This window comes from Brucella tritici (assembly GCF_008932285.1).
GTDB classification, from domain to species: Bacteria; Pseudomonadota; Alphaproteobacteria; order Rhizobiales; family Rhizobiaceae; genus Brucella; species Brucella tritici.
The window spans coordinates 920,584-932,598 of sequence record NZ_WBVY01000003.1 but is presented as its reverse complement, the minus strand read 5'-3'; the positions used below and the strand labels follow the sequence as shown (position 1 = coordinate 932,598).

Below are 12,015 nucleotides of genomic sequence, written 5' to 3'. Positions count from 1 at the left end.
TGAATCATTGGAGCCACTCTGTCTCTCTGTTTTCACGCAGTATGAATAACAGAGAGATTTTCGCTCGGCAAAACTTCGGCGTAGAAATTCAAATGCCCCACCTGGCTTGGACATGGCGGGGCACTTTTCCTGGCGATGTCATTTAGAGCAGCTCCGGTCCAAAATGAGTTGCCGGAACCGCCCTAACTATTTGTTTCGTCGCATTGTTCCGCGCAAAACCGCTTCGCACTTTTGCTGAAAATGCTCTAGTAACGCGCATCTTTCGGCTTCTTCATGTTAGGCCAGTCCTTCACCTTGCCTGCGAAGTCGGGACGCGGCATGTGGGTGAAATATTCCGACACATCAATGGCTTCCTGATCGGTCAGAACACCGCCCTGCCCGATGGGCAGATTGTAGTTCTGGGCTGGCGGCATCGCATATTTGACGAACTGCGCCGCCTTGTAAGTCCGGGCCAGCCCGGCCCCGATGTTGAAGCTTTCATCCCCCCAGAGCGGCGGGAAGATATAGTCACCGGCCTGGTCCTTCATGCCTTCGCCACCGGCGCCATGACAGGTCGAGCATTGTGCGGCATAGATTCTGGCACCGTTGACTGGATCGGGAACAAGGCTTTCATCGATGGGACCGGCATTCCGGATCGCCACTTTGGTGCCCTTTTTCACATCCTGCCGCAACCAGTCCATATAGGCGACCATCGCCTTCATGTCGGCCCCCTCAGGCGGCAGCGGCTTGCCGTTCATCGAACGCTGGAAACAGCCATTGATGCGCATCACCAGATCGACTTCCTTGCCAGCACGGGGCATGACAGCAGGATAGAAATTGCTGCTGTTGATATAGGAAGCAACATTATCCATCTTGCCCTGCCCCATGTGGCAGGAGTTGCAATTCAGACCGTTGCCGACATTGTCGGGCAGAAGCCGCTCGGTTTCGTTGAGCAACCGCTTGCCGTGCATGATTTCAGGCGCGTTCGGCTGCTTGAGAATGTCACGGTCCGGCGGGATGACATAGGTATCGACCTGATTTTTGTCCTTGTCCAGAACCGCATAGGCTTTGGGAGCCGGGGCATCCAGTGAAGGCCGCAGATGATTGAAGAGAAATGCGCCGCCCGTTACTGCCACGGCAAAACTGGCACCAAGAACGACAATCGTACTGGTTTTCATTGCTTGTTCTCCGGAACGTAATGGACGGGCTTGTGAGCGATTTCACGCCGCATACGCGCGATATCCTGCTCCGTTATGGCAGCACCGTGGTTGCCCCAGCCGTTGCGAATGAAGTTCAGGATTTCGGCGACCTGCCAGTTCGGAAGATCGGCGAAGCCCGGCATAGTGAAAGCCATCTTGTCCGCCGGCGTGTCAGGCGTCCTGCCCCCGGTCAAAGTGACCTGAATGAGCGAGCTTGGATCATCGGCAAAGACAATCGAGTTGCCAGCAAGCGCCGGATAGATGCGCGGTGCGCCCTTGCCGTCCATACGATGGCAGACCGAACATTGCTCGACATAGGACAGAGCGCCCGGCGCACTGAAATCTCCCGCCTTGAGGGCCGCCGTCGTCACACCTTCCTTCGGTTGCCATTTACGTTCGCGTCCTTCGCTTGGTGGCAGCGACTTCAAATAACGGGCAATCGCACGTAAATCATCTTCCGCAAGGTATTGGGTCGAATGCTGCACGACATCGGCCATCGAGCCGAACGCCGCCGTGCGATCGGTGCGCCCGGTCTTGAGGAAGGTGACGATCTCCTCTTCGGCCCAGCTCGAAAGGCCTGTATCCTGATCGCGCAGGTTTTTCGCATACCAGCCTTCCAGAACCGAGCCGGACAGGAACTTGCCCTTCGGATCATTCTTCACCGCTTTTTCTTCATAGGCGAGACCACGTGGCGTATGGCACGCGCCGCAATGACCGAGCCCCTCGACCAGATAAGCGCCGCGTGCGATCACCGGATCAGTGTCCGCTGCAATTTCGAACGGACGCGAATTTCCATAGAAAAGCTGCCAGTAGGCGAGTGGCCAGCGCATGTTGGTTGGCCACGGCAAGGTGCTGGGCTGGTTATCCTGTTGTACCGGCTCCACCTTCGACATGAAGAACGCATAAAGCGCCTTCATGTCCTCGTCATTCACGACCGTATAGGAAACAAAGGGCATTGCCGGATAAAGATGGACATTATCCTGACGCACCCCCTGCCGTACGGCGCGCTCGAAGTCGGCATAGCCGTAGCCGCCGATACCGGTTTTACTGTCTGGCGTGATGTTTGTGGAATAAATCGTGCCAAGCGGCGTCTGCATGCCAAGCCCGCCCGCAAACGCCTTGCCTCCCGGAGCCGTATGACACGCAGCGCAGTCGCCCGCATGGGCGACATACTCGCCTTTTTCGATCAAAGCCTTGTCGGTGACATCGACGGCGGCTTCGTGTTTCGCCGTCAGCCAATGGGGTGTTGAAAGCGCAAAGAGCCAAGCTGCAGCTAGCGCACCCGCGCCGCCGACCGCCGCTTTCCAGATCAGTTTCATGTGCCCTCCGACACCAATTCCCTTGTGATGAAGAGAACGTCGAAGATTCGGGATGAAAGAGCATTGACCGCGATCAAAACCTGTCGGGGGAATATTTAGCGATCTACAAAAGCAATAGCTAATGCACGTTTGGCGTGCTTGATAGATTAGGCAAATCGCATTAGGGGCAGCACCCTCCAGGGGCGCCGTTCAATCTGATTACGGCAGATTGGCGCTCCAATTGTTTGTTCAGCACGCAACTGATCCGAAAACCGTTTTGCACTTTTCGGGATGCGTTCTTAGCCTGCAAAGATCACCAGCTTTAAGAATAAGTGAGAAAAAGCTAGGTAAATCAAATAAAAAGGCATTGCAGCAACCGCTAACAGAAGGCATGATTGTGTATGTGGGGGCTTATATTGCAATCGTCGGAGAGGACGGAATGGATCGCGCCCTTCAAAATGGCAACCAGTCATCGGACGGCACAACCGCAGAGGATGCGATGACGCTTGAAGCCGTCGAACTGGAGTTTGCGCTTGGAGCCATCGACGTCCTTATCGAAGGTTTTGATTCCGCGCTCGCCAAGGCCGCAGAACGCGTTGGCGGCGAAGTTCTGTTCAATATGCCTGCTCTCGACACCAGCGAAGCACAACGCATAGGTGCAATTGCCATTGCGGGGCAACCGGAAGATCAGGTTATCTTCGTCACATTGCGCAACGACGGTACGACGTTGTCCGTTGAACCGCCCACGGGCGAAAATGCCGTTTTTGAAAGCCTTGGCCGCAACTACGCCGCCGTCATGAAAAGTCTTTCCCCGAAGGAGAAAGTCAACGGCGCCTGAACGGGGTTATTTCGGCGCTACAGGCTTTGGAACGCCCGCATGAAGATTGTGCGGAGCAACCGGGTTGAGTGTCATCGCCGTCTCGACATCCTTGAGGCGCACGAATTTCATCCCCTTCGCTTTCAAGGCCAGAACGCCTTTGGCCACCCCCTCACCCGCTGACCGCGTTGGTTGGTTGATATGCGAGATGATGACGTCGCCGTCACGCGCAGCAGCGATGCGGCGCTCAACCGTCGGCGCCAGCAACGAGGCGCCCTGATCGCCATTCAGCGAATAGCCACCGATCTTGTAGCCCATGCTTGTTGCCAACTTGATGGCATCGGTCGAATAACGGGCAGTCGCATCGCGATACCAGACGGGCCTCGACACTCCGACATCCGTGATCGCCGTCGCGCCGGCATCGATTTCCAGATGAACCGCTTCAAGTGATCCTGCTGTCTTGATGCCATACATTTTCGGCTCGTTGGTAATGGCCGGAACATGCATTGCGCCATGGTTCTCGATATCGAACAGATCCGCATTCGCCTTCAAAACCACCATGGCGGTCGGGTTCTGCTTTATCCATCGCCCCGTCACGAAGATCGTCGCTGGAATACGGTTCTGCACCAGCATGTCCAGAATGCGATGATCGGTCTTGCCCATGCAGGCATCAAGCGTCAGCGCCACCTGGGGCGATGCAGCACCACCCCGCGCGATATGCAATTGCGGTTCAACGATCTTGATCGTGTCGTGCGCAGCCTTATTCTCCGCGCGCTCCTGCGGCGAGATATCGTATGCGCTGGCAATGCCAGTCGTGGCGAGAATGACGGCTCCTGCCGAAGCAATAAAACGAAGCATGATAATATCTTCTGAAAATGGCTTAACTACCGGAAATTATTCCGGCAGCTAAGCCAAATTGTGGCGTGCTGTCAAACCTTGCGTATGGCCGACTGCGCAGCGGCAAGACGGGCAATCGGCACGCGGAACGGCGAACAGGAAACATAGTCGAGACCTGTCTTTTCGCAGAAGGCGATCGACGCCGGATCACCACCATGCTCGCCGCAGATGCCGAGCTTCAGTTTTTCGCGGCTCTTTCGTCCGCGTTCAGCGGCAATTTCCACCAGTTCACCAACGCCTTCGAGATCGAGCGACACGAACGGGTCCTGTTCGATCACGCCACGCTGCTGATAAGAGGTCAGGAACGAGGACGCATCGTCGCGTGAAATGCCGAATGTCGTTTGCGTCAAATCGTTGGTGCCAAACGAGAAGAACTCAGCCGTTTCGGCGATTTCGGCAGCGCGCAAGGCTGCACGCGGCAGTTCGATCATCGTGCCGACCATATAGTCGATCTTGACGCCCGCCTCGACCATGACTTCCTTGGCAACGGCATCAATGCGCGCCTTGACGAAATCGAGTTCGGCTTTCAGACCGACCAGCGGCACCATCACTTCCGGCACCACATGTTCGCCGGTTGCCTTGCCTGCTTCGACGGCAGCTTCAAAAATCGCCCGGGCCTGCATTTCCGCGATTTCCGGATAGGATACAGCCAGACGGCAGCCGCGATGGCCCAGCATCGGGTTGAATTCATGCAGGGCATCCGCGCGTTCGCGCAGCTTTGCCCCATCGACACCCATCGACCGGGCAACCTCTGCGACTTCCTCGTCCGTATGCGGCAGGAACTCGTGCAATGGCGGATCAAGCAGACGGATCGTAACCGGGAGCCCCTTCATGATCTCGAAAAGCTCGACGAAATCCGAACGCTGCATCGGCAAAAGATTTGCGAGAGCCGTGCGGCGGCCTTCTTCATTGTCGGAAAGGATCATTTCGCGCATGGCGACGATCCGGCTTCCGTCGAAGAACATGTGTTCAGTACGGCAGAGGCCTATGCCTTCCGCACCAAACGAACGCGCCGTGCGGGCATCCGCCGGGGTTTCTGCATTGGCGCGAACCTTCATCCGGCGGGTCCGGTCAGCCCATTCCATCAGCCTGCCGAAATCGCCGGAAAGCTCGGGCTGAAGCATGGCTACCGCGCCTTTCAGGACCTGCCCGGTGCCACCATCAACGGTAACGACATCGCCCTTCTTGAAGGTCTGGCCTGCTGCAAGCATAATGCCATTGCGATAGTCGACGCGAAGCGACCCCGCACCGGAAACGCATGGCTTGCCCATGCCGCGTGCGACAACGGCTGCGTGACTGGTCATGCCGCCGCGTGTCGTCAAAATGCCTTCTGCCGCGTGCATGCCGTGAATATCTTCCGGGCTGGTCTCGATGCGAACGAGAATGACCTTACGGCCCTCCGACTTTGCCTGTTCGGCTTCTTCTGAAGAGAAGACGATTTCGCCCGTTGCAGCGCCCGGCGATGCCGGGAGGCCCTGACCGACAACCTGACGCTCCGCACGCGGGTCGATGGTCGGGTGCAGAAGCTGGTCAAGCGCTGCCGGATCGACGCGCAGAACCGCTTCTTCCTCGGAAATGAGACCTTCGCCTGCCATTTCGACGGCCATCTTCAACGCTGCCTTTGCGGTGCGCTTGCCCGAACGGGTCTGGAGCATCCACAATTTGCCGCGTTCGATGGTGAATTCTAGGTCCTGCATGTCACGATAATGCTGCTCCAGCCGGTCAGCGACCTTGAGGAATTCAGCGAAGGCTTCCGGCATTACCTTTTCAAGCGATGGCTTGTCGGAACCGGCCGCAATGCGCGCTTCTTCGGTGATGTTCTGCGGCGTGCGAATACCGGCAACGACATCTTCACCCTGCGCATTGACGAGGAACTCGCCGTAAAGCTTCTTCTCACCTGTCGAAGGATTGCGTGTGAAGGCAACGCCAGTCGCAGAGGTTTCACCCATATTACCGAACACCATCGCCTGCACATTAACCGCCGTGCCCCAGGCCGCCGGGATATTGTGCAAGCGACGATAGGTAATGGCGCGCGCATTCATCCAGCTTGAGAAAACGGCGCCTATCGCGCCCCAGAGCTGTTCGCGCGGGTCTTGCGGGAAAGGCTGGCCTAGCTCTTCCTCGACCTTGGCCTTGTAGAATCTGATGACATGTTTCCAGTCTTCTGCGGTCAGCGCCGTATCAACCTCAACGCCGAGATCGGCTTTCTTGTCTTCGAGAATTTCCTCGAAAAAGCCATGATCGACGCCCAGCACGACATCTGAATACATCTGGATGAAGCGGCGGTAGCTGTCATAGGCAAAACGCTCGTCACCCGACTCGCGGGCGATGGCCTGCACAGTCTCGTCGTTGAGCCCGAGATTGAGCACCGTATCCATCATGCCCGGCATGGAAGCACGGGCGCCAGAACGCACCGACACCAGAAGCGGCTTTTCGGCATCGCCGAAATTGCGCCCCGTCACTTTCGCAATATGGGCCAGAGCCGCCTGAACCTGATCGTTCAGTTCTGTCGGATAGGTACGCTCATGATCATAATAATAGGTGCAGACTTCGGTCGTAATGGTAAAGCCCGGAGGCACTGGAAGACCAAGGCTGCTCATTTCAGCCAGGTTCGCTCCCTTGCCGCCGAGAAGATTACGGTCACTTGCCGCACCTTCTGCCTTGCCGTCGCCGAACGTATACACCCACTTCGCCATCATGGCCTCCTTGATGCAGGATAGGCCCATGAAAGGCTTGCAACCGTTGCAAGCACTCCCAGAACCTGCTTTCCGTTGCTTATGCGATCCGCAAGGCTACTGCCAACCAAAAAAGACAAGCCGCGACAATAGAATCGATTAGAGGCGGGATTAATCGGGCTTAGATCCCGCCATAGATTGACTCTGTGTATCAGATTTATCAAAATAAGAACAAACTGTGAACAGAATGGGGTTTGACGAGGCGGATCACAGTTAAGCTCGACTATCTGGAAATGCCAGCGGGAAACGGTTCGCTCGATGCGACGAAGAACTTCTATGCGCGCGCCTTCGGTTGGTCTTTCATTGATTACGGTCCGACCTATTCGGCCTTTTCGGAGGGATTGGATGGTGGTTTTGACGCCGAAGGACAGGCAATAGCAAAGCCCTCTGCGCGTGCTCTATGCCGCGCTGCTGGAAGAGGCTTTAGAGGCTGTTACTGATGCGGGGCGGAACCAATGTGAAACCCATCTTCTCCTTCCCCCGGCGGCAGGCATTTTCAATTCACAGATCCGGCCGGAAATGAATTGGTAATCTGGAGCGATCAATGAAGATTCACAATACGTCGAAAGCAGAAACCGACTTGAGTATAGCGCCCACTACCGATCTGCACGGAAGAATTGCTAGGACACGTAAAGCTCGCTCGATTACAAGCTGATATCCTTTTCGACCCGGAGTAAATCGAACAGAATAGACCTTAACAACGGCCATGGTTCGTCATCTTCAACTCCGAGAGGATCTCGCACCTCGAGAACACAGTGAAGCTTTGCAACCATCCCTGCAATTGTCTTAGCCGGAGCATTGAAAAGAGCCTCAGCAAGCTCAAACTCTATATCTAGAATCTGTAAATGATCCCTGTAGGCATTTCGGTAATCCAATTCATCGTTTACCTCGCGCCAATTGTTTTGCGCTTCTTGCAGCTCCATTATTGCATATTCTTGTACGTCAGCCGTCTCCGAGCCAACACGATGACCTCTGATTTGGTCGATGGAATGAAATATGCGAGACGATACTCGTTCCTGCTCGGCCTTAGACAAAGATCCAATTTTCTTCAGAAGTTTGGTCTCCAATCCTTGCTGAAGACGACACAGTTCATTGCTTCTTGCGTGCATTATGCTCCATTGCCGCCAATACGAGACGACAGGATCACTTCCACTTCTGTCGTTGAGGTCGGCCTTTAATGCAGTCAACCTCTTGGAGGCATCACGTAAAACAGCCTCCCCAACTGGTTCGATAGATTTAAGCAGGTTTCCGGGGGAAAACTGAGGCATAGTTGTGCTATTCTCAGAATCAGCCATGATCCGAGTCCTGTACACTTGGTTATGGTCAGGCTGAATGGCGTGCGCCAACACGCTATTCAGCCGATGGTGCCTACAGAATAAACGACCTCTTTTTTGAAGTCAATAAAGGACGTCGTTTATTTTAAAATTTAAATCAAAAGCTGTTACTAGAAAGTGAGTATTTCAGTTTCATGGGACGTCCACCACTGAACATGCAAGCGACAAAAATCAGATTGTCGCAGGAGACCAAGAAACGGATCACAGATTTGGTCGGGAAATATAGAATCGCTTTCTTTATTCGAGAGGCAATCGAGAATGAACTTACGAAAAGAGAAGCAGAGATAAAAAATGATAAAGAATAAGTAAAATTTACCCGAAAGAACGCCCCACTGTCTTCTAGATCCATTATTCACTCAGGAGAAGCAATTAATTTCTTTGGATCGACAATGACATTGATTTCTTTATACCGTACATGTTGGCAATACTGACCCGCTGCTTATCGGATTCAATTTTTTGTGCGGCCCGTAACAGGTTCCACGCGTTCATAACGTATTGACGCTGTTCTTCCTTACAATACGCCATAACCTTGACGAGCTTTTGTTCTATTGAATCCCTATCACAAGCTCCCCAAAATGCTCCCTTGCCAAATCGACGATCAATTGCCGTTGCAAGAGCTTTAAGCTCCGCTTTAACCCCCTGATCCAAAGCTAGGTAAGCTTCATGACGTTGGGCATACTGTTCGTCATCCAACTTTCCTGCATTTACAAGATAATTTCGGGCTGGTTCGGACGGATAGGGAATTGCCGCGCTCATCCGTTGGCGCCGCTCGACTTCTTCTCGCTCCAACGACGCTCTCAACTTTTCCCGATAATCAAGATGCAGACCTATCTGGGTTGCAAGATATCCCGCGGCGTCGAGCACTGCTTCCCTTTCCTGTCTCGCTCGCCTGCCAGCAAAAAGGCCCGCTTGGCCATGGAGGTTTCCCAAGCCCCCGGGATTGTCCCTCAGCAGATCGAGCTTAGCTCGACCGCTGCCTTCTTCGATCGACAATGATGAAACTTCCAGCTTCTCAAAGACACACTCTGGATCTTTAAAAATCTTCCGCAAGCTCGAGTTTATCATTTCGATATCACGCTGAAGCGCACGATGGCCTGCTAATTGCGCCGACACAACCTGGGAAACCGATTTCGTATATTCTGAAACACCAGGCACCAGAGTCTCACAAATTACGGGCGCTTCTCTTGGAAGCTTTGGTAGAGAGTGTGCAATTTTTTGAAGCCGTGAACCCATTTCCCGCAAACGTTTCGCCTGATCGGCGATCCAGACAAGACGGTCATGATAAAGGGTTCGCGCAACACTGAGCAGATTTAGTCCCCGTTTTTGAGCAAACCTCAACGCTTGCACGTAGATGGGACCGTTATCATAATCGAGGGTGATTTCCTTCGTATTGTTACGTGAAAGAACCGCTCCAAGCTCCTCTTTGTTTTTAAATCTCTCTTTGCTATAGTATATATTCAGATCCTCTCTGTGGCGTGTCATCGCTACATAAGCCAGATTCCTGTCCATCGTTGAAGAAGCGAGCAGATTAATACTTTCAGCAGTTACGCCCTGCGATTTATGTATTGTTGTCGCATACCCATAATCAATTTCATTATAATTTTCGCTATTTACATTGACTTCACGATGCCTATCGCCCTCCGCAATCCGAACGATGACTGCGTTTCGAGCAGCAGATACTACGTGCCCCACAGTTCCGTTTTTAACGCCCATGGAACTGTCATTTCGCAGGAAAATGAGCTGATCGCCCCTCCCTATTTTTCTGGAACCATTAATGGACTCGAATGAAAATTCCCGTCCGATTAGTTCTCTGTCGATGAGTTTCTGACGAGCAAGCAGGTTGAGTTTCTGCACGTCGCGTCGCAGATGCGCAAGGATAAGCGAATTTGCACCTTTGGACTTCGCTTCGTCCCAATTTGCAATCAGCCGTGTGAGTGCCTCGTCTTTGTCCCTGCAGGAATGGATTTTCCCATGAAAATCATATTCTTCCAGCGCCAACTTGGTTTTGTTGGTCGCGAGATGAGCCGACGCTTTACGCATCCAGTCCTCTCGCTGACGGATAATTGTCTCGAGCTCTACATAGCCTACTTTGTCCGCTATTCCTCTGAACGCAGCACCCGCTTCGATCGGCTGTAGCTGTTCTGTATCACCAACCAGCACGATTTTGGCACCAGCGTCTTTAACAGCTTGCAGAAAAGCAGCCATCTGCCTGGACGCAACCAATCCCGCTTCGTCAATTATGAACACCGTTCTGGAATCAATCCGGTCTTTTCCGACATTCCAACGGTATTGCCACGATGCCAGCGTGCGACTTTGTATATGCGCAGCGTTTTGCAGACCTTCAGCTGCTTTCCCCGCCAGAGCACCTCCAAGCACAGTATAGCCTGCATCCTTCCATACCTCGGCGGCCACTTTCAGCGTGGAAGTTTTTCCTGTCCCAGCCCTTCCGACGACGACAGCTATGCTCTGCCCGTCGACCAGATAACGGATTGCCGTTCGTTGTTCCTTGTTGAGCCAGCTGTAACGATCACATATTTCATCCATTCGGTCTGCCTGGACCGGATGGCTTTTGAGCTTCGAAAGACGGATCGAATTCATAGCCATTCGGGCTTCCATCCTGATCAGTCTTTTTGTGGTCAACTTTTCCCGAACCTGTTTTTTTCCGTTGAGTTCAAACGGCACCCTATCGATTGTCAGCACTTCTGGACTTTTAAGAATCTCCGCAGAAAGACGCGAACAAAGGGCGCTATCGTTCGAATATCTGCGAATAATGTTCTCTAGATCCTTTCTCTCGAAAACGCTCCGTTCCGAAGTCACTATATCAAGGACGATATTTGGTCGCCTGATGATACGCCTCAAATTTTCATCTTTGCGATGTTGGTTTAGCTCAGCCCGCCGGACAGGAACCAATCTGCCTGTTTCTCTGATTTCACGTTCAATACCCGAGGCTGCAGGGCCGACATGTATCATGCCAAGGATATCAAGGTTTTGTTCGGAGTAAGAGCGTCCGTCGATATGAAGATCGAAGCCAGCCAGAGCAAGATGTCTGTTCTGGCATTCAAACCAGCCATTTCGGAACTGCAAAAAATCGGCTTTATTGCCGCTCCATTGTGTCCGAACGAGCTGGCCGTTAGCGCGTCGTTTAGGAGCTCCTTTTTCATCATTGATTATTATAGTTTTGGCGCCAAACCCATCGTCAGCCAGCGGTCTGAGACTCATCAGCAAATGTATATGCGGATTACCTAGTTCATCATGATAGACCCAATCAGCTACCACGCCCCTGGACAGAACATGTGTTTCGATAAATTCGCGAGCAAGCGATATATTCTGGCTGGGAAGCAATTGCGTAGGTAATGCGATTATGGCTTCGCGTGCCAGTTGTGCGTTCGCTTGTTTTTCTGAAGTCTCTACGAAATTCCAAAAGCTCTCCGATGCACGTGCAGCCGGTTCCCGGGCCATCCTACGAGCCCATTGGGGAGAATCTGCTGGTAACATGAACTCCTCGTGTATGAGACCGTCCCTCAACGAAAAATCGACTGTTGCTCCTTCGCGCTGGAAATACATCATCGTCCGATGGCGATAGGCTGCAGCAATGAGGACACTTTGACCTTTGCCACGACTGATAAAACTGACCCGCAAATAGGCAATCGCCAACTCCACAGCCTCGCGCTTACCGCCAAGTTAAGTCACTGGCAAACAAGCACTTTTGTCACATAGTTATCGAATAGATAATTACGGTAATTACTCCCCCTGGTT

The 12,015-nt window shown here is 53.2% G+C and carries 7 protein-coding genes and 1 pseudogene; 2 read left to right on the top strand and 6 right to left on the bottom strand.

Features of this window, described 5'->3' with window-relative positions; genetic code table 11:
- Nucleotides 1-245: 245 nt before the first annotated feature.
- Complete coding sequence (locus F9K94_RS14295; RefSeq protein WP_151646362.1) at nt 246-1,157, bottom strand: c-type cytochrome; 912 nt, start codon at nt 1,155-1,157, stop codon at nt 246-248.
- The gene (locus F9K94_RS14290) at nt 1,154-2,497 is read right to left on the bottom strand and encodes a c-type cytochrome (RefSeq protein ID WP_151646360.1); all 1,344 of its coding nucleotides are present in this window, start codon (nt 2,495-2,497) and stop codon (nt 1,154-1,156) included. Before F9K94_RS14290 ends, F9K94_RS14295 begins: the two co-directional genes overlap by 4 nt.
- Before the next feature lie 418 nt (nt 2,498-2,915).
- Between F9K94_RS14290 and F9K94_RS14285 the strand changes: the two genes are divergently transcribed.
- Complete coding sequence (locus F9K94_RS14285; protein WP_094513442.1) at nt 2,916-3,314, top strand: hypothetical protein; 399 nt, start codon at nt 2,916-2,918, stop codon at nt 3,312-3,314.
- A gap of 6 nt (nt 3,315-3,320) precedes the next feature.
- Here F9K94_RS14285 and F9K94_RS14280 read toward each other — a convergent pair whose 3' ends face one another.
- Both F9K94_RS14280 and ppdK read right to left on the bottom strand, forming a co-directional pair.
- Nucleotides 3,321-4,151 (bottom strand): polysaccharide deacetylase family protein, encoded by an 831-nt coding sequence (locus F9K94_RS14280; protein WP_151646358.1) that lies wholly within the window; start codon nt 4,149-4,151, stop codon nt 3,321-3,323.
- Between the two features lie 71 nt (nt 4,152-4,222).
- The gene (ppdK, locus tag F9K94_RS14275) at nt 4,223-6,886 is read right to left on the bottom strand and encodes a pyruvate, phosphate dikinase (protein ID WP_151646356.1); all 2,664 of its coding nucleotides are present in this window, start codon (nt 6,884-6,886) and stop codon (nt 4,223-4,225) included.
- A gap of 272 nt (nt 6,887-7,158) precedes the next feature.
- On the opposite strand from ppdK, the pseudogene F9K94_RS14270 reads away from it, so the two are divergent.
- Nucleotides 7,159-7,473, top strand: a pseudogene (locus tag F9K94_RS14270) (VOC family protein).
- A gap of 96 nt (nt 7,474-7,569) precedes the next feature.
- Here F9K94_RS14270 and F9K94_RS14265 read toward each other — a convergent pair.
- Complete coding sequence (locus F9K94_RS14265) at nt 7,570-8,220, bottom strand: hypothetical protein (protein ID WP_151646354.1); 651 nt, start codon at nt 8,218-8,220, stop codon at nt 7,570-7,572.
- Nucleotides 8,221-8,628: 408 nt separating this feature from the next.
- On the bottom strand, nt 8,629-11,913 hold the full coding sequence (gene traA / locus F9K94_RS14260) for a Ti-type conjugative transfer relaxase TraA (RefSeq protein WP_192799502.1): 3,285 nt from the start codon (nt 11,911-11,913) through the stop codon (nt 8,629-8,631).
- Nucleotides 11,914-12,015 lie beyond the last annotated feature (102 nt).

Bases quoted from the DNA above. Each gene is read 5' to 3' on its own strand.
- F9K94_RS14295 (WP_151646362.1), bottom strand. From the start codon at position 1,157: ATGAAAACCAGTACGATTGTCGTTCTTGGTGCCAGTTTTGCCGTGGCA.
- F9K94_RS14290 (WP_151646360.1), bottom strand. From the start codon at position 2,497: ATGAAACTGATCTGGAAAGCGGCGGTCGGCGGCGCGGGTGCGCTAGCT.
- F9K94_RS14285 (WP_094513442.1), top strand. From the start codon at position 2,916: ATGGATCGCGCCCTTCAAAATGGCAACCAGTCATCGGACGGCACAACC.
- F9K94_RS14280 (WP_151646358.1), bottom strand. From the start codon at position 4,151: ATGCTTCGTTTTATTGCTTCGGCAGGAGCCGTCATTCTCGCCACGACT.
- ppdK (WP_151646356.1), bottom strand. From the start codon at position 6,886: ATGGCGAAGTGGGTGTATACGTTCGGCGACGGCAAGGCAGAAGGTGCG.
- F9K94_RS14265 (WP_151646354.1), bottom strand. From the start codon at position 8,220: ATGGCTGATTCTGAGAATAGCACAACTATGCCTCAGTTTTCCCCCGGA.